The sequence below is a fragment of the Erythrobacter rubeus genome (genome assembly GCF_014705715.1).
Classification (GTDB): domain Bacteria; phylum Pseudomonadota; class Alphaproteobacteria; order Sphingomonadales; family Sphingomonadaceae; genus Erythrobacter; species Erythrobacter rubeus.
Genome location: NZ_JACXLC010000001.1, coordinates 25,116 through 44,360, shown reverse-complemented (window position 1 = coordinate 44,360; position 19,245 = coordinate 25,116). Strand labels below are relative to the sequence as shown.

Genomic DNA, 19,245 nt, shown 5'->3' with positions numbered 1-19,245 from the left:
AAATATCTCAGCGCGCAGTAATTGAGCGCGTGCGCCGCCGACGTGTCGGACAGCATCTGCTCCGTCATGAGTTTCGACCAGCCATAGGGGTTGATCGGTTTCCCAGCCGCTTCCTCCGGGACAGACGACACCTCGGGCATTCCATAGGTCGCCGCGGTCGATGAAAACAGGAAATGCGCAACACCGCCCCTAACCGCAGCTTCGATCAGCGCGCGGCTTTTTACCGTGTTGTTATGGTAATAATCGAGCGGTTTCTCGACGCTTTCGGGCACAATTATCGACCCTGCAAAATGCATGATGGCACCCGTGCCCTGCTCCTCGAAAATCCGCGCGAGCAAGTCCGCATCCTCGATATCGCCTTCATACAAAGGCACATCATCAGGCACGGCAAAGCGAAACCCGGTGCTGAGGTTGTCGATGACGGCAACGTCCCACCCCGCATCTCTCAGTGCCAGCACGGCATGGCTGCCGATATAACCGGCTCCTCCGGTGACGAGAACGGAAGGCTTCGGGCTATCTTTCATGGCAATATGTCACCTATGTTTGCCGCATCGCGTAAGGAACCCGAGTGCATAACGGGGCGTTCTGCGTTTGAAAATGCGCTCACTTTCGAACGGCTTAAGAGGAAAGCACCATGACCCGCCCATTCTACCCCTTTCGGACATCGCTCGCCGCGCTTGCCATCCTGGCGCTTCCGGCATGCGCCGGCACCTATACCGGCCCGGTCGAGGTGACCCGGTTCGTAGCGGAAAACCCGGTTGGGCTGGGCGAGGGAAATATCACGCTCACCTTCCCGCGAGAGATCACCAATGAAATAGCGCGCGCCGCCTTTGCCGATGCGGTGGCCGGCGAGCTTGAAAGCCTTGGATACACGCTCGTCATGGAACGCGGCAGCGGCGTGCAGGAAGCCGCAATCAGCACATCGCGCGGCCCCATCGAGCGGTTCGATCGGCGCGGCCCTGTCACGGTGGGCGGCGGCGCCTCGACCGGATCGTTCGGCAGCGGCGTCGGACTGGGCGTAGGCATCAATCTCGGGGGCGGCGATGGACGCCCTGAACTCGTCAGCGAGCTGTCGGTCAGGATCACCACAGATACCGGCGAAACGCTGTGGGAAGGTCGGTCCGAACTGCCAACCTCGGTAAATTCGCCCTACTCCGAAATAGGCGCGAGTGCGCAGGCTCTTGCCGCTGCGCTTTTCCAGGATTTTCCGGGTGGCAATGGCGAAACGGTGCAAGTATCGGTCGATGAACTTGAAAGGACCCCATGACCGCAATCATCATCGACTCCGCTTTCGACAGCGGGAATATCGAAACGCTCGCCATCGACGGCAACAGCGCCAAGCTGGCGATCCGGAAAGATCATAATTCCGAATTCGCACAGTGGTTTCATTTCCGCGTCACCGCACCCGCAGGCGAGGAGATCGAGCTCAAGATAACCGGCCTCAACAACAGCGCCTATCCGGGCGGCTGGCCCGATTACGACGCGTGCGTTTCGGAAGACCGCGAATATTGGGCGCGCGCGGCAAGCGACTTCGACAAAACGGCGGGCAATGGGACGCTGACGATCCGGTACACTCCGGCATCGAACGTGGCATGGTTCGCCTATTTCGCGCCCTATTCGATGGAACGGCATCACGATCTGGTCGCTGAAGCCGCTGCCTGCGAAGGCGTCGACCTAATCAGGCTCACCGAAACGCTGGACGGCCAGCCGCTCGACATGCTCGAAATGGGCGAAGGCGATAAACAGATCTGGCTCTATGCACGTCAGCATCCGGGCGAAACACAGGCCGAATGGTGGATGGAAGGCGCGCTCGAATGCCTCACCGACCCCGCCGAACCGGTGGCGCGCGGTTTGCGCAAGCATTGCCGTCTGCACATCGTGCCCAACTGCAATCCCGATGGCTCGCGCCGTGGTCACCTGCGCACCAATGCGGCGGGCACGAACCTCAACCGTGAATGGTCCGAACCGAGCGCCGAGAAATCGCCCGAAGTCCTCGCGATCAGGAACCGGATGGACGAAACGGGCGTCGATTACGCCATGGATGTCCACGGCGACGAGGCGATCCCTGCGGTGTTCCTCGCAGGTTACGAAGGCATCCCCAGCTGGACCGACGAACATGGCGAGCAATTCTATCGGTATCAGCGCATCCTCGATCGCCGGACGCCCGATTTCCAGACGAAGCTCGGCTATCCGAAGGCGCCAGCGGGCAAGGCTAACCTGACCATCAGCACCAATCTGGTCGCAGAGCGCTATGGTGCGTGCGCGATGACGCTGGAGATGCCGTACAAGGACCTTGCTGACTTTCCCGAGCCGGAGCAGGGTTGGTCGCCCGAGCGGTGCAAGCTTCTCGCGCGCGATTGCCTCGCCGCATTGCTGGAATGGCTGGAGACGGAAGAGGGCTGACATAATTGCGTGAAGCCGTGCTATCATCGCGCCCGGTGACGGGAGAGTGAAGATGGCAGAGAATAAAATCCTTACAAGCAGAAGGACACTCATTGCCGGTTCGGCTGCAACCGGCTTGCTCGCGGCCATCCCATCGGGCGCCGCGGCACAGGGCCGATTGGGCCTTTCATCGATACTCGGACAGGCAACCGACAACGCTCTCGACAAGCTCGCGCAACCGGGCGCCTTTTACAATGACGAGGCCATCCGCATCGGCCTGCCGATCGTAGGCGATCTGGGCGGCCGCGCCGGCGGCCTGCTCGGTTCGATCTTGGGCGAAAACAGCACGGCAGGGGTGCTTGGCGGCATCACGCGCTCAATCAACGATGCGGCCGGGGTTGCCGCTGGCGAAGCCAAGCCGATTTTCCGTGACGCGATCGACGATCTTTCTTTCAGCGACGCGCCTGGGATCATTCGCGAAGATGACGGCGGCACCCAGTATTTACGGCAGTCATCGAACGACAGGCTGCACGAACGGCTCGAGCCGCTGGTCGACAGTGCACTGGAGGAACTGGGCGTATATTCGACCTTCGACGGGTTGGCCGGGCAGCACAGCTTCATCCGCGACGCAGGTCTGAACAGGCAAAGCATCAATCGCTCTGTTACCGATCAAGGGCTGGATGGAATATTCGCCTATATTGGCAGCGAGGAGCGAAATTTCCGCGAGAACCCGCTGCGCGGATTGGGCAGTCTGCTCGGAAATTAATCGAGGTGCGCAGGCCCGAAAGCGTGCGGCAGGAGCGCGGATAGCGCAACCTTGCGCACTTCGTCTTTTCCCACGCAAACCACCACCGGATCAGTGCTGCCCAGCTGAGCGATCTCGTTGAGCACCTGGCGGCACCGGCCGCATGGCGTGATAGGCGCACCGTCGCCTTTATCCTCCGGGCCGATAACCGCGACGGCCTCCAAACCGCCTCGCCTACCCTCACCCAAAGCGCGCGACACTGCGACGGTTTCTGCACAAAGCGAAAGGCCGTAGCTCGCATTCTCGACATTGCTGCCGGTCACCACCGCGCCATCTGCGAAGAGCAATGCCGCCCCCACCTGGTAATCGGAGTAAGGCGCGTAGGCATGCAAGGCCGCTTCGCGCGCCGCCGCGATCAGGCGAGCTTCGGTCTCCTCATTCAACATCATCTTTGCACCACCACCCATTCGATCGGATCGGGTGAGGCTGCGCTCACCAATTGACTGTTCGCGCTCCATAGCAGCCATGGCCGCCCGGCGTAATCAGGGCGTGCCCGGTCGCGTGCGAGCCACAGGTCGCGAGAAAAGGTACGCGCCGCATTGTAGCGCGATTGGAAGGTCGGGCTGAGCTTGAGCACCGCCGGTTTACCGGCATGCATCTCGATCTGATTGACCAGAGTGAGCAGCTCGCTTTCCACCGCCGCATCGCTCACGGATGCATCGCAGCCATCTGCGACATTGCGCAGCGCGACTGCCGGCGGAAGCAATTCGCCACTGCGCGGGACCATCCGGGTGAACCTGGCACTTTGCGGATCGGCCCGGCGGCAAGGATCGAACGGATAAATCACTCCCACCTTCAGGCCCGATGCCTGTGCGGACTTCAATCGCGCGGCAAAGCCCGGATCGGGCGCGCCACCGACCGGCGCCAATTCGAGATAAACGAAATCGCCGCCCAGCGCTTTCAGTGTTTCGAACCTGGTCCCCGATGCGCCGCTGGCAATGACCGCTCCTTGTTCCGGGTAGGCCGCTTCGTCGGGTTTCCAGTCGCGCATGTCCCACCAGAACCACCCGGCGAACACCATGCCGAACAGCGCGACAAGCGCCACGAGCCGCAGCAGCCAGCGGCCTGCACCCGCCTTTTTCCTTCGCGACGAACTCGCGCGCCTGCTCTTCGCCATGACCGCCGCTAGCCCTTGATATGGAGCACGCAGATAAGCGTGAAGAGACGCCGCGCGGTCGCGAAATCGGTCTCGACCTTGCCGCCAAGACGTTCGAGCAGCAGTTCGGCAGCGTTGTTGTGAATGCTACGGCGCGCCATGTCGATCGTCTCGATCTCAGCCGGAGTGGCCTTGCGGATGGCCTGGTAATAGCTGTCGCAAATGGCGAAATATTCGCGGATCGGGCGGCGGAAACGGGCAAGCCCGATCAGAAGCGTCTCGAGCTCCTGCTCATCTTCGTCACTGATTTCCATCGCCAATCGGCCATCGCGGACACCCAAGTGCAAACGGTAAGGCCCCTTCGCCCCGCGTTCGGCGCTGCGGACCGGTTTGAAGGTGTTCTCCTCGATCAGATCGTAGATCGCGACCCGCCGCTCCTGCTCGACATCGGCATTGCGCCACAGGATCGTCTCTTCATCGAGAGCGATGTGCGCGATGCGATGCGTATTCGCGGAATCGGAAGGCAGATCGGCCATAACGCGCTCGCCTTCGCAGATAGAAGGGTCACACTTCAAGCGTTCAGATTTGCAATCCCCGCTATCCACAGCGCAAGCGGGCCGGCCGAAAATAAATTCAGGCGCTTTGGCCTTGCAATGACAGCGCCAAAAATCGCATCAGGGGTGCATGGCCGAACCCGGAAAACTCGAACTCGTCGCGGACGATAATACAACCGCTCGCAAACTTCCCTCCAATCTCGAGGCGGAGGCTGCTTTTCTGGGGGCGGTGTTGATCGACAACCGGGTGATCGAGGAATTGCAGACCCCGATCCGGCCCGATCATTTCTTCGAACCGCTGCACCAGCGGATTTACGAACGCATCCTCACGCTGATCGAGCGCAACGCCACCGCCTCGCCGGTTACACTGCGCCCCTATTTCGAAGCGGATGAGGCGCTCAAAGAGCTTGGCGGGCCGAAATATCTCGCGCAGCTGACAGCGAATGGTGCCGGTCTGCTCGCCCCGCGCGAACTCGCCCAGCAGATTTACGATCTCGCTTTGCTGCGGGAGCTGGTCAGCGTCGGCCGCGGCCTCGTCGAAGGCGCGCTCGACACATCGGAAGAAACCAATCCGATGGACCGGATCAGCCAGGCCGAGGCCGACCTGTTCAAGGTCGCCGAAGGGGCCGCGACCGGGAACGAGGCATCGAGCTTCCGCGATGCAGCGCTGACCGCGATCAAGATGGCCGAGGCCGCGATGAATTCGGGCGGCGGATTGTCGGGTAAGACTTCCGGCCTCGAAGTGCTCGACCAGAAAACCGCCGGCCTGCACAATTCCGACCTTGTGATCCTCGCGGGGCGTCCGGGTATGGGCAAGACATCGCTGGCGACAAATATCGCGTTCAACTGCGCCGAGGCGCATCTCGATTGGCAGCGCGATGGCGGCGAGCACAATTACGGCGCGCCAACCGCTTTCTTCAGTCTGGAGATGAGCGCAGACCAACTCGCCACACGTATCCTCGCAGAGCAGGCGGAGATCAGCTCCGAAACGCTGCGGACCGGCAAGATGAGCCGCGAGGACTTCCAGAAACTCAGCTTCGCAAGCCAGCGCCTCGCCGCGCTTCCGCTTTATATCGACGATACCCCGGCCCTCACCATCGCGGCGCTTCGCACGCGCGCGCGGCGATTGAAGCGGAGGCACGATATCGGCCTGATCGTCGTCGACTATTTGCAGCTGCTCCAGGGATCGGGCCGCGCCAACGACAACCGCGTGAACGAAATCTCGGAGATCAGCCGCGGACTGAAAACGCTGGCGAAGGAATTGTCGGTTCCGGTGATCGCGCTTTCGCAGCTCAGCCGCGCGGTCGAGCAGCGCGACGACAAACGCCCGATGCTATCGGACCTGCGCGAATCCGGCTCAATCGAGCAGGACGCCGATATGGTGTGGTTCATCTACCGCGCCGACTATTATCACGAGGCGGTGCGCCCGGACATGCCGACCGAAACCAGCGGCGCCGACGTGGTCGAGAAATACCGGACATGGGAAGAACGCTATCTCGAACTGAAAAACAAGGCGTCGCTGATCGTTGCCAAACAGCGTCATGGTTCGACCGGCAACGTCCCGCTGCATTTCCAGAGCGAAATCACGAAGTTCACGTCGCCGAACATGAAAGACTATTCGGATTACGGCTACGAATAGCGGCTGTTGACAATCACCCGGCCAAACCGGCCGTGATGCGGTAATCGGCCATCGACAGCGCATAATTGAATCGCCGCCTCAGCCGTGTGAACCAGTCTGACTGCTGCTGATACCATTCGGGCGTGACTTCGCTGCTGGCGGCCTCCATGTGATCGATGAATTCCCGCAGGCGCCTGGCCAGCGCCTCGTCCTCAATCCGGACCATAAGTTCGACGTTGAGGCGCACCGATCTCTTGTCGAGGTTCGCGCTGCCGAAATAACTGAAATTGTCGATTACGAGCAGCTTCATGTGCAGCTTGCACGGCTGAAATTCGAAGATTTTCGCTCCTGCTCTGAGCAATTTGCGATAATGCATCCGTGCGACATCTATTGCAGCGTCTATGTCGGACACACCAGCGACGATCATCCTGAGGCTCCCACGCTTAGCGAGTTTGCGCATCTGCCGCCTTACGCTGCGCGGCGGGGAGAAATAGGCGGTGACGAAATCCAGCTTGTCGCACTCGGCCAAATCCTTGCGGAAACGCAGCGCCCAGCGGCTCTTCCGCGTCAAAGGACCGCCTATGAGCAATTGGACCGCGCCGTCTCCGCCATTCCAGTCCTTCACCATCCGGCGGATGCGCCGCAGCTCGGAACCATCGTGGTCGATCCAGTCGCGGAGCAGATCGTACCAATTCTTGAACTGATCCACGACCTCGCCTTCGATCTTGACGCCAAGATCGCACCAGCCGTTCCGTTGCGGGTCGTTGAAGTAGTGATCGGAAATGTTGAAACCTCCGGTCATCACGCGCGCTTCATCGGCGATGGCAAATTTCTGATGGTTGCGGATCAGATAACGCACGCTGAAACGAGCGGAGAATTTTCGGAAGGAGCCACCCGCATCGATCAGCGGATCGAAGAATTTATCGGGCGCATCACTGCCAAAATCGTCGATGATCAATTCGACCGTAATCCCGCGATCGGCCGCACGTACGAGCGCATCGAGGACTTTCTGGCCGGATTCATCATCCTGGAACATGTAATAGAAAATGTGGAGCGAACTCTCGGCATCGTCGATCAACTCGATCAGGGCTTCACGCCGAGATGCCCCATCAGGATAGAACGCAAAGGTATGGCCTGCGGCCTCCACATCAAAGCACTCGGCATCGACGAAATCGCAGGCTGCTTCGCTGCGGAGTTGTATGGAACCTTGACCAGACACATGGAACCAATGCTTAGGTCCGCGAGAAGTTGCAAAATCTTGACTCCGCTCCCTCGCAACCCTAGATGCAGCGCCTCTTCAGAAAATCCGATTGAAAAGGCCCGCCGATGGCACGCGTTACCGTTGAAGATTGCGTCGACAAGGTTCCAAACCGCTTCGACCTCGTCCTGCTCGCCGCACAGCGCGCGCGCGAAATTTCCGGTGGCAGCGAAATGACGATCGAACGCGATCGCGACAAGAACCCGGTTGTGGCCCTGCGCGAAATTGCAGAGCAAACGATCAAGCCGAAGGAATTGCACGAATCGCTCGTGACCAACCTTCAGAAAATCCTGCCCGATGACGAAGACGACGCCGATGAGATCGGTTCGCTGAGCCAGTCGGCAGAGGCGCTGCGGATCACCGCAAGCGCACCAACCCGCTCCACATCGATCGGCGCCGATTACGACGGCTGATCCGATCAGACATGATTGCGGGTCGATTGTCCCGTTTTTGGAAAAGGCCGCCAGACTGGTGGCCTTTTTTCGTTTCAGATGGGATCACGGCCAGACGGGCAGTTCGTTTGGCGTGCCAATCCTTGCGCTGGGCCTGACCGGATGTAACACTGTCTCGATGGGCAGGGCTTCCCGCCTTGCAGCCCCGGGACAACAGAGGAAACCGGTAGAACGTCATGGCGTCGATCGCAGTCTACAGTGTCAAAGGGGGGGTTGGTAAAACGACTCTTGCGGTCAATCTGGCGTGGTGCGCGGCCACCATCTCCCGGCGGCAGACTTTGCTGTGGGACCTTGATCCTGCGAACGGATCGGGCTTTCTGCTGGGCGTCGATCCCAAGAAGAAGCGGACAGCCGAAACCGTCTTTTCCGCCGATCGCAGCCCGTCCAAGCTGATCCGCAAGACCGATCACGACAATCTCCATCTGCTTCCGGCAGACGAGAGCATCCGCACCCTCGATCGCCAGTTCAGCCAGATCGGCAAGAAAAAGCGTCTGGCCAAGCTGACCGCAGCGCTGAACAAGGATTATGACCGGATCATATTCGATTGTCCGCCTGTCCTGAACGAGGTGAGCGCGCAGGTCATGCGCGCCGCCGACCTCGTTATCGTGCCGCTACCGCCCTCCCCGCTTTCGACGCGGGCGTTCGAAACGGTAGTGGACGAAGTGCGGGGGAGCGGCAAAGGACATCCGCCGATCCTGCCGGTGCTTTCGATGCTGGATATGCGCCGTAACCTCCATAAACAGGCGCGCGAGGCGAACCCGAAATGGCCGGCAATCCCGCTCGCAAGCGCGATCGAGCAATGCGCGGTATCACGGCAGCCGGTTGGTGCTCTCGCCCCGCGATCGCCCGGCGCGCGGGCCTTTGCGCAGCTCTGGACCGCCATCGAAAGAAAACTGGCCAAGCTCTAAGCATCTGCGGGCAGCGGACCGCCCCACTTCCCAGCGCCCCGCTCTCTCGTATATATAGTCCCCGAATTCGTGGGGGTCCGGATGAACGACATTTCCGAAGGCATTGGCGGTGCTATCGAAGGCGGGCTTGTCGCGAGGGCCGTCGAGCCGAAGCATGGTGAAACTGGCGTTGCCGCAGGTGACGGCGGTGCCTGCCTCAATTGTGGCGCGGATCCGCTCGGTCCCTATTGTCAATCATGCGGTCAGAAACAGCACGTCCACCGCACGCTGTCGGCAATGGCGCACGATCTCGTTCACGGAGTGCTGCACCTCGACGGCAAGTTCTGGCGCACGCTTCCGTTGCTGGTCTTCAAACCGGGGCAGCTAACGCGGCGCTACATCGAAGGCGAGCGAGCAAAGTTCGTCAGCCCGATGGCGATGTTCCTGTTCAGCGTCTTCGCGATGTTCGCTGTTTTTCAGGCGCTCGGCATAACCGCCCCGACCGATCTCGAGGAAGGCTTCGGTCGTTCGAGCGACGCACCTGTGGTCGAGCAGGGCGTGGACTTTGTTCGCTCCGAACTCCAGGAGGAGCTCGACACGCTCCCCGAGGACGATCCCCGCCGTGCTGAAATCGAAAACGAGATCTCAGAGCTGGACGCTGGCGCAGAGGAGCTCGCACAAACGGATTCAATCGATCTCAGCGGTGATAGCGGCCTGAACATAAATCTGACCGGGATCGACTCGCTCGATAAGGGGCTGGTCAAGAAGTGGCAGGATAATCCGGGGCTGATGCTCTACAAGCTCCAGGCGAACGGATACAAATTCAGCTGGCTCCTGATCCCGCTTTCGGTACCGTTCGTTTGGCTGACCTTTGCCTGGCGGCGCCGTTTCAAGGCGTACGACCACGCGGTCTTTGTGACTTACTCGCTCGGTTTCATGTCGCTGCTGTTCATCGTGGCGTCCGCAGTTTTCGCGGTCGAGCCGTTGGCGTGGCTCGGGGGAATGTTGATTGCCTTCGTACCGCCAATCCATCTCTACAAGCAGCTGCGACATACTTACGACCTCGGCCGCTTTTCGGCCCTGTGGCGGCTGCTTGTACTGAGCGTCTTTATCTGGATTGTCGTCGCACTGTTTCTTCAGGCGCTGCTGGTGCTGGGCGCGTTCTGATTTCGCGCATGAAAAAGGCCGCCCGGATCGCTCCGGACGGCCGTTGATCATCACACCATGGATTAGGCACCTTGCGGTGCTTCGCCACCTTTCGATCCGCCAAAGCGTTTACCTGCCTTGGGGATGGCGCTGCCATGCGTTGGGACGACCTTCGTCGGTCCCTTGGGCTCGTCCGGACGGTCGATCTTGCCGTTTTCGAGCAGCTGATTGATTTCATCGCCAGTCAGCGTCTCGTATTCGAGCATCGCCTGCGCGAGCAGGTGCAGCTTGTCTTCCTGATCGGTCAGGATGTCGGTGGCACGTTTCAGCCCGCCTTCAACCAGTTCCTTGATCTCGGCGTCGATCATCTTGTTGGTTTCGGCGCCCGCCATCGTGCGCGCGGTCTGGCCCATGCCGAGATAGCCTTCCTGGCTTTCCTCGTATTGCAGCGGACCAAGCTTGTCGCTCATGCCCCACTTGGTGACCATGTTGCGCGCGAGATCGGTGGCGTACTGGATATCCCCCGACGCACCCGAAGACACCTTGTCGTGACCGAAGATGATTTCTTCGGCCACACGCCCACCCATCGCCACGGCGAGGTTCGCGTGCATCTTGTCGCGGTGATACGAGTAGTTGTCGCGCTCCGGCAGGCGCATCACCATGCCCAGCGCGCGGCCGCGCGGGATGATCGTCGCCTTGTGGATCGGATCGGACGCAGGCTCATTGATGCTGACAAGCGCGTGACCAGCTTCGTGATAGGCGGTCATCTTCTTCTCGTCATCGGTCATGACCATGGAGCGGCGCTCCGCACCCATCATCACCTTGTCCTTCGCATCCTCGAATTCCTGCATGGCCACGAGGCGCTTGTTACGGCGCGCCGCCAGCAGCGCAGCTTCGTTGACGAGGTTGGCGAGATCGGCGCCCGAGAAGCCCGGCGTACCGCGAGCAATCGTGCGCGGGTTAACGTCGGGCGCAAGCGGCACCTTCTTCATGTGCACGCCGAGGATTTTCTCGCGGCCATCGATGTCGGGGATCGGCACCACGACCTGGCGGTCAAAGCGGCCCGGACGCAGCAGCGCCGGGTCGAGCACGTCGGGGCGGTTCGTCGCAGCGACGATGATAATGCCTTCATTCGCCTCGAAACCGTCCATCTCGACGAGCAGCTGGTTCAAGGTTTGCTCGCGCTCGTCATTCGAGTTGCCGAGCCCGTGGCCGCGCGAACGGCCAACCGCGTCGATTTCATCGATGAAGACAATGCAGGGCGCGTTCTTCTTGGCTTGCTCGAACATGTCGCGCACGCGGCTGGCGCCGACGCCGACGAACATTTCGACGAAGTCCGAACCTGAAATCGTGAAAAACGGAACGCCGGCCTCACCTGCGATCGCGCGGGCGAGAAGCGTTTTACCGGTACCGGGCGAGCCGACTAGCAGTGCGCCTTTGGGAATCTGGCCGCCAAGCTTGGAGAAACGCTGCGGGTCTTTCAGGAACTCGACGACTTCCTCAAGCTCTTCGCGCGCTTCATCGATCCCGGCGACGTCATCGAACGTCACCCGGCCCGATCGCTCGGTCAGCATCTTGGCCTTGGATTTGCCGAAGCCCATTGCGCCGCCCCCGCCGCCTTTTTGGACCTGGCGCAGCGCAAAGAACGCGATGCCGAGGATCAGGATGAAGGGGAGCGACTGGATCAGAATGTAAAGCAGCAGATTGGGCTCTTCGCGCGGCTTGCCGGAGAAACGCACGTCGTTCTCCTGCAGCAATTGCGTTATGCCGGTGTCTGCCGGGACGGGCACGGTCGAAAACGTCTGCCCGTTCTTCAAGGTACCCGTGATGAGGTCTTCGCCCAGCGCAACTTCCTGCACGTCGCCATTGGCCACCTGCGCGCGGAACTCCGAATACTGGATCTGGGTACCGGGGTTCTGGCCCGCATTGTTGAACAGCGAAACGACCAGAAGCAGGGCAAGAAAAATGCCGCCCCAGATCATCAATTGCTTGATCCACGGGTTCTGGCCCTCGGGTGGCTGCTGCTGCGGATCGTTAGGGTCACTCATCAGGGGATTCCTTTCTCGCCCGATAATGTAGGGTCAGACCGGTGAATGGCAAGATAACGCGGCCATTCGCGCAAGGTGCTTATTTTCGAACAGCGTGATGCGAAATATCGATCTCTGCGTCACAGGTCAGTTCGCACTGTAAGCGGCGAGGAACACCTCTACCGCTCCTGCTATCCTTCGGTCGCTTTCCTTGGCGGTGACTTGCGCGCCGAAACGGCGCTCCAAATCGCCCATTCCCTTGCACATGGAAACGAACTGTTCCGCGGCGAGCTGCGGATCATCGACGTTCAGCTCTCCATTTGCGGCGGCATAGGCCAAAAACGCGCTGAAAGCCTGCTTCATGCGCCATGGCCCTGCCTCGAGAAACGCCTGCCCAATCGCCGGTTCGTGCTCCGTTTCAGCGGCGATACGCCGCTCGAACTGGATCATCTCAGGGCGTGACAGAAATGCGAACATCGCCTGCCCGATCACCCTCAGCCGTTCACGGATCGACCCGCGCGGCATGTCTTCGATGCGGAAATGGCCGCGCATCTTTTCGCATTCGAGTTCGACAGCCGCGGTGAACAGAGCGCGTTTGTCGCCAAAATTATTGTAAATCGTGACTTTTGAAACGCCTGCATTGAGCGCGATCTGCTCAATCGAACTGGCAGCGTATCCGACATCGAAAAAGCTCTGCGCAGCCGCTTCGACTATCGCCTTGCGCTTATCGAGATCGCAGGGCCGCCCCTGCCTTCTGCGAATGACTGTTGACAAAGTGAACGGCTCCGTTCAATTAAACGCTACCGTTCAATAATGGTACCGACTACCCAACTACGCAACCCCCGCTTTCTGCAAAGGTTCCGAATACGTGCTCTGGATCGCAATCCGAATGCTGACCGGCGATGCGCAGAAGTTCTACGGACTGCTGTTCGGCATCGCATTTTCGACGCTGCTGATCACCCAGCAGCTGACCATCTTCGTCAATCTGATCGAACGCGGAGCGAGCGGGGTTTACAACGCTCCCGAAGCGGAGATTTGGGTCATGGACCCGGTGAGCCGCACGACCGATGTCAATTACGCGATGCCCTCAACCGCGCTCGACGAAGTCCGGTCCGTCCCCGGAGTCGAATGGGCGGTTCCGCATCTGCGCGCCGCCGCCTCCGTTCGGACGGGCTCAGGCGACCTTGAAGGTGTAGCGATCATCGGGGTCGATGACGCGACTCTGATCGGCCTTCCCGAACGTCTGGTCGAGGGTGACAAGAAAATCCTCGCTCAGCCGGACACGGTCATCATCGACGATGGCGGTGTGGTGAACCTGTTCGAAAACGGCGAAGACCCGATCGGACAGCGCCTCGAACTCAACGACCAGCGTGCGGTGATTCGAGGGGTTGCAGACTCGATCCCTTCCTTCACCAGCCAGGTAACGCTTTATACGAAGTACAGTCAGGCGCTGAACTTCGTGCCCGGTACGCGCAACCGCCTGACATTCGTGCTGGCAGGCGTATCGGAAGGCCTTACCGCGGACGAGGTCGCCGCCCGTATCGAGGAGCAGACGGGGCTCAAGGCTGAAACGCGCGAGGAATTCGCCGATGCCGGGGTGAACTTCATCATCGAGAATACCGGCATTCCGACCAATTTCGGCATCACCGTGGTTCTTGGCTTCGTGGTCGGCGTTGCAATTGTCGGCCTCACCTTCAGCCTCTTCATTCGCGACAACATCAAACAGTTCGGCGCCCTCAAGGCGATCGGCGTCACCAATGCGAAGATCGTCCGCATGGTCGGAGCTCAGGCGGCCTTGGTGGGAACAGTCGGCTACGCCCTTGGCGTGATCGGCACCGTCGCATTCATCTATGCCTTCAGCGGCAACCCTTTCTTTAAAGGGTTCTACATACCCTGGCAGATCCCGCTGATCAGTCTTGTTTCCGTCATCATCATTCTTGCGATCACGGGCTTCATCGCCTTGCGCAGCGTGCTGAGCACCGAGCCGGCGGCGGTGTTCAGATGAGCACCGGGCAGGACAGCGGAACCCCGATGGATACGAGCGCAATCGGCGGATGCGCGCCTGAAGCGGCGATTTGCGCGCGCGGTATCGTGCGCGACTTCGAAAGCGGGCAGACCACCATTCGCGTGCTCCACGGGATCGATACCGACATCAAACCGGGTGAGATGACCTATGTCGTCGGCGAAAGTGGATCGGGCAAAACGACGCTCATCTCGATCATGTGCGGCATCCTCTGGCCAACCGAAGGCGAGGTGAGAGTATTCGGCACCGACATCTACAGCCTTTCCGACAGCGAACTGGTGAATTTCCGGCTGAACAACATCGGCTTCATTTTCCAGCAGTACAATCTGATCCCGTCGATCGATGCCGCTGCCAACGCGGCAGTGCCCCTGATCGCCCAAGGCATGGAGATCGAGGAAGCGCGCGAAAAGGCGAAGGTGCTTCTGGATAAGCTCAATATCGGCGATCAGGCGGACAAGCTGCCGAGCCAGCTTTCCGGTGGTCAGCAGCAACGCGTCGCGATCGCCCGCGCCCTTGTGCACGAGCCGCGTCTGGTCGTGTGCGATGAGCCGACTGCGGCGTTGGATGCCAATTCCGGACGGCGGGTCATGGATCTGCTGCGCGAGGTCGCGGTCGCCAAGGATCGCGCCTGCATCATCGTCACCCACGACAACCGTATCTTCGACCTCGCAGACCGTATCCTCGTCCTCGAGGACGGCGAGGTCACCCATGACGGCACCGAAATGCCCGAAGATCACTGAACCGATTACAGAGTAAGGCACCCGAGGAAACCATGTCCATCCTTCCCAAGAATGTGAGCTTTTCGCGTCAGGTCCTGCCGATTTTGGCGGTGATCGGCCTCGTCGTTGCAGCGCTCTACATCTTTACAGACCTGCCCGATCGCTCGACCAGTGAGCCTGAGCAGCAGCCGCCCAAGGCAACCGGCGATCTCGCCAATTCTCCGCGGGTTGCCGGTACTGGCCTCGTCGAACCATCGAGCGAGATCATCGATATCGGTTCGGCGCTGTCCGGGCTCGTCACCGATCTGCGCGTGCGACCGGGCGACAGGGTCGAGAAGGGACAACCGCTGTTCCTCGTGGACGACCGCGCGGCGCGAGCCCGCCTCGCCGAAGCCAATGCTGCAATTAGCGAAGCCCGCGCTGCAATCGCCGAGGCCCAGGCTGCGCAGCGCACAGCGAGCCAGCAGCTTGCGCTCTACGACAATCTGGACGATCCGGCGGCAGTCAGCCGCGCGGAAGTAATCCGGGCCGAGGGCGATGCCACGGCAGCGCAAACCCGGCTCGAACTCGCCCGCGCCCGGCTCAGCGCCGCTCAGGCGCAAGCGGGCAGCGCGCGCACGGAATTGGGAAGGCTAACCGTTCGCGCGCCCATCACCGGTGAAATTCTCGCGGTGAATATCCGCCTCGGCGAATTCGTGTCGACGCAGGGAGGGAGCTCGGACCCGTTTATCCAGATGGGCGAGACGACGCCGCTGCACGTTCGCGTCGATGTCGATGAGAATGAGGCCGTGCGAGTAAAGCTAGGTGCCGATGCCATCGTCTCCCCTAGAGGTGCAGCCGACATCCGGGCCAATGCGAAGTTCGTGCGCGCGGAGCCGCTCGTCGTGCCCAAACGCCAGCTTACCAACAGCGCCGCAGAACGCGTCGATGTACGCGTGCTCCAGATCATCTACGCGCTCCCCCAAAGTGACGTCTTCCGGGTCGGGCAGCAGGTGGATGCTTTCATTCCCGCCGCCGAAGCCGCGGGCGAGGAGGAATAGCACTCATGCGCCACCTGATCGCTCTCTCGCTACCCGTGCTGCTCGGCGCGTGCGTTGCGGGCCCGCCGCCTGAAATTGCAACGCCGACACCCGAATTGCCCGGCGAGTTCTTCTTTTCCGGCGATGAAGATGTCGTATCGACGGTTGCTGCGCTGCTTCCGCAGGACGATCCTGCCTTCGAAACGCTTGCCGCCGATGCACTGCGGGACGGTCCGAGCTTAGCCGAAGCGGTAGCCCGGATCGAAGCCGCACGCGCCGGCGCACGCCAGGCGGGCGCCGAGCGCCTTCCGAATGTAAGCGTCGACGGAGCCGTGACGGGGACGCGGATCAATCCCAACCAGTTCGGCGATGGCGCAGCGCAGGGCGGCTTCATCGATACCGAGCAGGTCTCCTACGGCGCCAATCTCGTCGCCAGTTGGGACGCCGATCTGTTTGGCCGGCTAAAGGCCCAGGAGCGCGCGGCGATTGCCCGGATCGACGGTGCCAGCGCTTCGGCGAACGCGGTCAGGATCGCGCTGCTTGCAGAGATCGCAGGCAGCGTGATCGATTGGCGCGTGCTTTCCGCTCGTGGTGAGGCTTTGCAGCAGGATGTCGACGCGGCGCTCCAGCTCGCATCGCTCGCAAAGACGCGCGAAGACGCAGGGATCGCGCCCGGTTTCGACCGCGTCCGGGCCGAGGCCGCGGCCAGCGCATCGCGCTCCCGGCTTGCGGCGCTTGAAAGTGAGCGGGTGCGCATTGTCGGCCGCCTGATCACGTTGACCGGGCAAAGTGGCGCGCAAGTCGCGACCGCGCTCGCGCAGCCCGGCATATCGTTGGACCCCGCCCCTGCCCCGCTGGCACTGCCATCTGACTTGCTCGCCAACCGACCCGATGTCCTCGCCGCGGCGAGCGAGCTGACCGCGACCGACGCAGAGCTCGCCGCAGCGGCTCGGGCGCGCTTCCCCAGGCTGACGCTTTCGGCAGTCGTCGGGCTGCTCGCTTTCAGCCCGGGCGACTTCTTCGAAGAGGATTCGATTGTGGGGACACTGACAGCAGGTCTTGCCGCGCCGCTTCTTGATTTCGGCCGGATCGAAGCGGAAATCGATGGAGCCGCTGCCAACAAACGCATCGCTTTCGCCGCGTATCGCGGTGCGGTGTTTCAGGCGCTCGGCGATGCCGAGGCCGCATACGGTCTGATCGACGCAGCCGATACCGAAGCCGCGCTTGCCGTGCAGGAGCGCGATGAACTCGCTCGCGCCGCAAGCCTTGCCAACACGCGCTTTCGTGCAGGGCTCGCCAATTTCCTCGAAGTGCTGGAAGCACGCCGCGCAGCCGATGCAAGCGGAGAGCGCGCCGCCGCTGCGCTTGGACGGGCGGAAAGGGCGCGCGTTCTGCTATGGCAAGCATTGGGTGGCACTCCGTCCGAGAGCGAGGCGGAAGGCTAGCCGACGATCCTTTCGAACAGCCAGAAGCTGCCCGTTATTCCGATACCGTAAGTTGCGAGGCGAAGCGCGGGCGTTTCCGCAGAGGCCGCGGATCGCCTCAAGAGCGACAGCAGAAGCATCAGTACCGCGATCACCAAAAGTTGGCCGGCCTCGACACCGACATTGAAGGCGATCAGCGAGCTGGCGATCTCTGTTTCGGGCAGACCGATATCGGCGAGCGCTCCCGCAAATCCGAAACCGTGCAGCAGGCCGAACGCGAAGGCTACGATCCACGGGGCTCGGCGCGTCCATGTTTTGCGATCCGGCTCGCGAAGTGCGCGCATCACCTCGACAGCGAGAAAGACGATGGACAGCGCGATCAACGCTTCTACGGGCCGGCTCGGCAAGCCGGTATAACCCAGCGTCGTCGCGACCAGGGTGATCGAATGGGCGACCGTGAAAGCCGTCGCAGCGGTGACCACGGCCCAACCCCCACCCACGAGAAAGACAAGCGCAATGACAAACAGCAGGTGGTCCCACCCAAACAGAATGTGCTCGGCGCCGATCACGAAATAGTCGCGTGCGACTGCCCACCGATCGGGCTTTGCCGCAATGACGGCGATCGGTACTTCACGCGTCAGGCGGAACGACTGCACTGGTGCATCGAGCGGCACGTAGCGGGCGATGGCATCGTTGTTTCCGATAAGCCCGCTAAGACCGAATTCCGTCCCCGCGAGCTCATCGCTGCATTGAAGGTTCGCTCGTCCCAGCAGCGCGAGCGGCGCGGCCCGCCGGACCGGCTCGCCGAGCAATGCGCAGTTTCGCGGGATGACAGGTTCAGCCAATGGGAAGGCTTGGCCGCGGGTACTTGGCGTTACCGGAACGGTCCATTCGAGCGACCAGGTATCCTGCCCGGTCTGCGTAAGCTCCAACACAGCAGGACGAAGCTCATCGGCGGAAAGCGGTGCAGCCAGCAGCGCGAGCAATGCCGTCAGGAGAGCGCTGGCCCATAATCTCACCGATCGATCTCGATCCGATAGGCATCGCGGAGCAATTCGTAGGCTTGCCGCTTACGGTCGGCTATTTCTTCGCTGCGCCAGTCGTTTTCCACCTGCGCGCGAATTGCCTCGAAATTCGCCGCCGCGCTCGATCGCTTACGAAGGCGCACAACGTGCCACCCATACCCCGATTGCAGCGGTCCCTGCCATCCATTGCCCGGCTCAAGCTCAAGGATTGATCGGGCGAAAGCCTCGCCAAATACGCCGCCGACATCGCGCATGGATTTGCCATCTATGGTGCGCGGCAGTGTCGATCTCTCCCCCTCAAACTGCCAGCCATCGCTGGCGGCCAATCGGCCGAGCGCGGCGCGCGCCGAACCCTCATCGGAAAAAAGCAGCTGGTCGAATGTAAGCGAGGTACCCTCGGCATATCGGTCCCGATTGGAATCGAAATACGCACGCAACGTCTCGTCATCCACTGCAGCCCGCTCGGCAGCGGCTCCGGCTGCAAGGTCCATCTTCGCCACCAGCCTGCGGCGCACGACAGCGTCGCCCTGGTCCAGCCCCAGCCGCAGCGCCTCGCGGTAGAGAACCTCGTCACGAACGAAGCGGTCGATCTGCGCATCGAGTTCGGCATCGGTCGGCGCACGGCCCATGACCCGTTCGAACTGAACCGCGAGCTGCGCCTGCTGGTCTTTATCGACGTCGATCACGCGCGAGGCGGGGTCCACCTCACTCCCTCCGGACCAAGCGAAAAACGCGTAGAGCAGGGCCCCTGCAAACAGGAAGTGGACCAGAGGCTCGCGCGCCCAGCTAGGAAGTGTCACGCGGCGCCCT

The 19,245-nt window shown here is 61.3% G+C and carries 20 protein-coding genes; 11 read left to right on the top strand and 9 right to left on the bottom strand.

Annotation, left to right across the window (positions count from 1 at the left end; translation table 11 throughout):
• On the bottom strand, positions 1–524 hold a 524-nt coding region (locus IB285_RS00200), incomplete at its 3' end, for an NAD-dependent epimerase/dehydratase family protein (RefSeq protein WP_190786288.1).
• 110 nt (positions 525–634) lie between these two features.
• Here IB285_RS00200 and IB285_RS00195 point away from each other — a divergent pair.
• Genes IB285_RS00195 through IB285_RS00185 form a run of 3 tightly spaced genes read left to right on the top strand, consistent with a single transcriptional unit; the run spans position 635 to position 3,148 of the window.
• Positions 635–1,267, top strand: coding sequence for a hypothetical protein (locus IB285_RS00195; protein WP_190786287.1), 633 nt, complete (start codon positions 635–637; stop codon positions 1,265–1,267).
• The gene (locus IB285_RS00190; RefSeq protein WP_190786286.1) at positions 1,264–2,403 is read left to right on the top strand and encodes a M14 family metallopeptidase; all 1,140 of its coding nucleotides are present in this window, start codon (positions 1,264–1,266) and stop codon (positions 2,401–2,403) included. The genes IB285_RS00195 and IB285_RS00190 overlap by 4 nt, the downstream gene beginning before the upstream one ends.
• Positions 2,404–2,455: 52 nt before the next feature.
• Positions 2,456–3,148: a DUF4197 domain-containing protein gene (locus IB285_RS00185; protein ID WP_190786285.1), complete on the top strand. Its 693-nt coding sequence runs from the start codon at positions 2,456–2,458 to the stop codon at positions 3,146–3,148.
• Here IB285_RS00185 and IB285_RS00180 read toward each other — a convergent pair.
• The 3 genes from IB285_RS00180 to IB285_RS00170 are packed head-to-tail and all read right to left on the bottom strand — an operon-like array spanning position 3,145 to position 4,819.
• Positions 3,145–3,576 (bottom strand): cytidine deaminase, encoded by a 432-nt coding sequence (locus tag IB285_RS00180; protein WP_190786284.1) that lies wholly within the window; start codon positions 3,574–3,576, stop codon positions 3,145–3,147. The two genes, IB285_RS00185 and IB285_RS00180, sit on opposite strands and share 4 nt — an antisense overlap.
• A complete protein-coding gene (locus tag IB285_RS00175; protein WP_190786283.1) occupies positions 3,573–4,304 on the bottom strand; it encodes a glycoside hydrolase family 25 protein in 732 nt (243 codons plus the stop codon). The genes IB285_RS00180 and IB285_RS00175 overlap by 4 nt, the downstream gene beginning before the upstream one ends.
• A gap of 8 nt (positions 4,305–4,312) precedes the next feature.
• Entirely contained in the window at positions 4,313–4,819 is a 507-nt protein-coding gene (locus tag IB285_RS00170) for a UPF0262 family protein (RefSeq protein ID WP_190786282.1), read from the bottom strand.
• A 148-nt stretch (positions 4,820–4,967) separates the two neighbouring features.
• Here IB285_RS00170 and IB285_RS00165 point away from each other — a divergent pair, with 148 nt between their 5' ends.
• On the top strand, positions 4,968–6,476 hold the full coding sequence (locus tag IB285_RS00165) for a replicative DNA helicase (RefSeq protein ID WP_190786281.1): 1,509 nt from the start codon (positions 4,968–4,970) through the stop codon (positions 6,474–6,476).
• 13 nt (positions 6,477–6,489) lie between these two features.
• On the opposite strand, the gene IB285_RS00160 is transcribed toward IB285_RS00165, so the two are convergent.
• The gene (locus IB285_RS00160; protein ID WP_190786280.1) at positions 6,490–7,674 is read right to left on the bottom strand and encodes a phospholipase D-like domain-containing protein; all 1,185 of its coding nucleotides are present in this window, start codon (positions 7,672–7,674) and stop codon (positions 6,490–6,492) included.
• A gap of 107 nt (positions 7,675–7,781) precedes the next feature.
• On the opposite strand from IB285_RS00160, the gene rpoZ reads away from it, so the two are divergent.
• From rpoZ to IB285_RS00145, 3 genes are all read left to right on the top strand, one after another.
• Positions 7,782–8,126 carry a DNA-directed RNA polymerase subunit omega gene (gene rpoZ / locus IB285_RS00155; protein ID WP_190786279.1) on the top strand — a complete coding sequence of 115 codons (345 nt, stop codon included), beginning with the start codon at positions 7,782–7,784 and terminating at the stop codon, positions 8,124–8,126.
• A 215-nt stretch (positions 8,127–8,341) separates the two neighbouring features.
• The gene (locus IB285_RS00150) at positions 8,342–9,073 is read left to right on the top strand and encodes a ParA family protein (protein WP_190786278.1); all 732 of its coding nucleotides are present in this window, start codon (positions 8,342–8,344) and stop codon (positions 9,071–9,073) included.
• Between the two features lie 81 nt (positions 9,074–9,154).
• Positions 9,155–10,219 (top strand): DUF3667 domain-containing protein, encoded by a 1,065-nt coding sequence (locus IB285_RS00145; RefSeq protein ID WP_190786277.1) that lies wholly within the window; start codon positions 9,155–9,157, stop codon positions 10,217–10,219.
• A gap of 62 nt (positions 10,220–10,281) precedes the next feature.
• Here IB285_RS00145 and ftsH read toward each other — a convergent pair whose 3' ends face one another.
• Complete coding sequence (gene ftsH / locus IB285_RS00140) at positions 10,282–12,246, bottom strand: ATP-dependent zinc metalloprotease FtsH (protein ID WP_234033013.1); 1,965 nt, start codon at positions 12,244–12,246, stop codon at positions 10,282–10,284.
• A gap of 126 nt (positions 12,247–12,372) precedes the next feature.
• Positions 12,373–12,999 carry a TetR/AcrR family transcriptional regulator gene (locus IB285_RS00135; protein ID WP_190786276.1) on the bottom strand — a complete coding sequence of 209 codons (627 nt, stop codon included), beginning with the start codon at positions 12,997–12,999 and terminating at the stop codon, positions 12,373–12,375.
• 94 nt (positions 13,000–13,093) lie between these two features.
• On the opposite strand from IB285_RS00135, the gene IB285_RS00130 reads away from it, so the two are divergent.
• From IB285_RS00130 to IB285_RS00115, 4 genes are read left to right on the top strand one after another with little or no spacing between them, the layout of a single operon-like run.
• Positions 13,094–14,230 (top strand): ABC transporter permease, encoded by a 1,137-nt coding sequence (locus IB285_RS00130; protein WP_190786275.1) that lies wholly within the window; start codon positions 13,094–13,096, stop codon positions 14,228–14,230.
• Complete coding sequence (locus tag IB285_RS00125) at positions 14,227–14,988, top strand: ABC transporter ATP-binding protein (protein WP_234033011.1); 762 nt, start codon at positions 14,227–14,229, stop codon at positions 14,986–14,988. Before IB285_RS00130 ends, IB285_RS00125 begins: the two co-directional genes overlap by 4 nt.
• 32 nt (positions 14,989–15,020) lie before the next feature.
• Positions 15,021–16,007: an efflux RND transporter periplasmic adaptor subunit gene (locus IB285_RS00120; RefSeq protein WP_190786274.1), complete on the top strand. Its 987-nt coding sequence runs from the start codon at positions 15,021–15,023 to the stop codon at positions 16,005–16,007.
• 5 nt (positions 16,008–16,012) lie between these two features.
• Positions 16,013–17,431: an efflux transporter outer membrane subunit gene (locus tag IB285_RS00115; RefSeq protein ID WP_190786273.1), complete on the top strand. Its 1,419-nt coding sequence runs from the start codon at positions 16,013–16,015 to the stop codon at positions 17,429–17,431.
• Here IB285_RS00115 and IB285_RS00110 read toward each other — a convergent pair.
• A complete protein-coding gene (locus IB285_RS00110; protein ID WP_328705821.1) occupies positions 17,428–18,429 on the bottom strand; it encodes a HupE/UreJ family protein in 1,002 nt (333 codons plus the stop codon). The genes IB285_RS00115 and IB285_RS00110 overlap by 4 nt on opposite strands.
• Positions 18,426–19,235: a peptidyl-prolyl cis-trans isomerase gene (locus IB285_RS00105; RefSeq protein ID WP_190786272.1), complete on the bottom strand. Its 810-nt coding sequence runs from the start codon at positions 19,233–19,235 to the stop codon at positions 18,426–18,428. Before IB285_RS00105 ends, IB285_RS00110 begins: the two co-directional genes overlap by 4 nt.
• Between the last annotated feature and the right edge of the window lie 10 nt (positions 19,236–19,245).

Coding starts and splice junctions, on each gene's coding strand:
- ftsH (WP_234033013.1), bottom strand. CDS start 12,246: ATGAGTGACCCTAACGATCCGCAGCAGCAGCCACCCGAGGGCCAGAAC.
- rpoZ (WP_190786279.1), top strand. CDS start 7,782: ATGGCACGCGTTACCGTTGAAGATTGCGTCGACAAGGTTCCAAACCGC.
- IB285_RS00150 (WP_190786278.1), top strand. CDS start 8,342: ATGGCGTCGATCGCAGTCTACAGTGTCAAAGGGGGGGTTGGTAAAACG.
- IB285_RS00175 (WP_190786283.1), bottom strand. CDS start 4,304: ATGGCGAAGAGCAGGCGCGCGAGTTCGTCGCGAAGGAAAAAGGCGGGT.
- IB285_RS00170 (WP_190786282.1), bottom strand. CDS start 4,819: ATGGCCGATCTGCCTTCCGATTCCGCGAATACGCATCGCATCGCGCAC.
- IB285_RS00145 (WP_190786277.1), top strand. CDS start 9,155: ATGAACGACATTTCCGAAGGCATTGGCGGTGCTATCGAAGGCGGGCTT.
- IB285_RS00190 (WP_190786286.1), top strand. CDS start 1,264: ATGACCGCAATCATCATCGACTCCGCTTTCGACAGCGGGAATATCGAA.
- IB285_RS00165 (WP_190786281.1), top strand. CDS start 4,968: ATGGCCGAACCCGGAAAACTCGAACTCGTCGCGGACGATAATACAACC.
- IB285_RS00195 (WP_190786287.1), top strand. CDS start 635: ATGACCCGCCCATTCTACCCCTTTCGGACATCGCTCGCCGCGCTTGCC.
- IB285_RS00125 (WP_234033011.1), top strand. CDS start 14,227: ATGAGCACCGGGCAGGACAGCGGAACCCCGATGGATACGAGCGCAATC.
- IB285_RS00120 (WP_190786274.1), top strand. CDS start 15,021: ATGTCCATCCTTCCCAAGAATGTGAGCTTTTCGCGTCAGGTCCTGCCG.
- IB285_RS00185 (WP_190786285.1), top strand. CDS start 2,456: ATGGCAGAGAATAAAATCCTTACAAGCAGAAGGACACTCATTGCCGGT.
- IB285_RS00115 (WP_190786273.1), top strand. CDS start 16,013: ATGCGCCACCTGATCGCTCTCTCGCTACCCGTGCTGCTCGGCGCGTGC.
- IB285_RS00180 (WP_190786284.1), bottom strand. CDS start 3,576: ATGATGTTGAATGAGGAGACCGAAGCTCGCCTGATCGCGGCGGCGCGC.